This is a genomic window from Mesorhizobium sp. M2A.F.Ca.ET.037.01.1.1 (genome assembly GCF_003998075.1).
Taxonomy (GTDB): domain Bacteria; phylum Pseudomonadota; class Alphaproteobacteria; order Rhizobiales; family Rhizobiaceae; genus Mesorhizobium.
Genome location: NZ_RZSA01001265.1, coordinates 1 through 1,591, shown reverse-complemented (window position 1 = coordinate 1,591; position 1,591 = coordinate 1). Strand labels below are relative to the sequence as shown.

The following is a 1,591-nucleotide window of genomic DNA, read 5'->3' as shown; positions in this document are numbered from 1 at the left end:
ACCATGGATAGTGCCGTATCGTCCCGAAGTGGCCCGGCCCGACGAGCGCCTTCTCCCGCCGGACCTCCATCACTGGTTCGGCACCGACGAGAACGGCATTGACATCTTTTCGCGCATCCTGACCGCGCCACGCACCGACGTCCTCATCGCGTCGCTGGCAACGGCGCTATCGGTCTTGATCGGGGCACCTCTGGGCATAGCAGCCGGGCTGTTGGAATCGTCTCAACGTCTCGGCGGCATGCTGATATCGAACCTTCTTATGCGGCTGCTCGACCTCGTCCAGGCGTTCCCGGTGTTCATCTTCGCTATCGTGCTCGTGGCGCTTTTCGGCGGAACCAGCCTGAACATCGTTCTGGCGATTGCCTTTGTGAATGCCCCGGTGTTCCTACGCTTGGTGCGTTCGGAAGTCCTCACCCTACGGCGCAAGCCCTTCGCTGAGGCCGCCGTGTCAGTAGGCAATTCCGAACTCATGTTGGGGGTTCGGCACATGTTGCCGAACGCCTTGCCTACGATCATCGTCCAGATATCGGTCACGGTGGGATTCTCCATCCTGCTCACGGCGGGACTTAGCTTCGTCGGCGCCGGCATCAAGCCGCCGACCCCCGAACTGGGCAATATGGTCGCGTCGGGCGCGCCCTATCTGATGACCGGGCAGTGGTGGGTTTCGCTCATTCCAGGTGCCGCGCTTGGGCTGATTGTCTTCAGCTTTGGCGTGGTGGGTGAAGTCCTCAACATTGCGCTCCACCAGCGTCGCCGCCCGGCCGAACCGGCGACGGTGTCCGTCCCGGCGACACCGATGTCCGAGACTGCGAAGTGTTCGATCAGGCCTGTGAGCGGTAAGCAGGGCATCTTCGAAGTACGCGGCCTGAGCGTGTCCGCCGGACGCGGCTCGGCACGGCGCGAACTCCTCTCAGGCATCGACTTGTCCATCGTCCGCGGCGAGACGCTCGCGATAGTCGGGGAATCCGGGTCGGGTAAGACGATCCTCGCCCGGGCGCTGCTGAACGTTCTGCCAAAGGACGTTTACGCGTCGGCCGGCACGATCACCTATAATGGCAGCGATCTCCTGGCGATGCCAGACAAGCAGGTCCAGGCCCTGAGAGGGTCGAGCATCGCGGCGATCCTTCCGAACCCTCGCCAGCAGTTACATCCGCTGACGACGATCGGCGAGATGATGATAGGCGCGCTGAGGGCGCACAGACAAATAGATCGCTCCGGGGCTCGCCACGAGGCGATGAGGCTTCTGTCGAGCGTCGGCATAACGGACCCCGAGACGCGTCTTTCGGCCTACCCACACGAACTGAGCGGCGGAATGGCCCAGCGTGTCTGCGTCGCGCTGGCCATTATGCATTCGCCGTCGACGTTAATCGCCGACGAACCCACGGCCGGTCTCGACGTGACCATCCAGAGGCAGGTCCTCGACCTCATCCACGACATGGTCAAGCGGCGCAACATGGCGCAGGTCATCATCACAGGCGATCTTGGGATCGCTGCCCATTTCAGCGATCGGACGGCAGTTATGCGCGCTGGTAGGATCCTGGAGATCAACACGACAGAAGAGCTGTTCCGCAATCCACAGCACGAGCACACG

Annotated in this window: 1 protein-coding gene; it reads left to right on the top strand. The window is 62.5% G+C overall.

What is annotated here, in order from left to right:
- Positions 1-1,591: dipeptide/oligopeptide/nickel ABC transporter permease/ATP-binding protein (locus EOA27_RS35780; RefSeq protein ID WP_145970809.1), on the top strand; the 1,591-nt coding region annotated here is incomplete at both ends.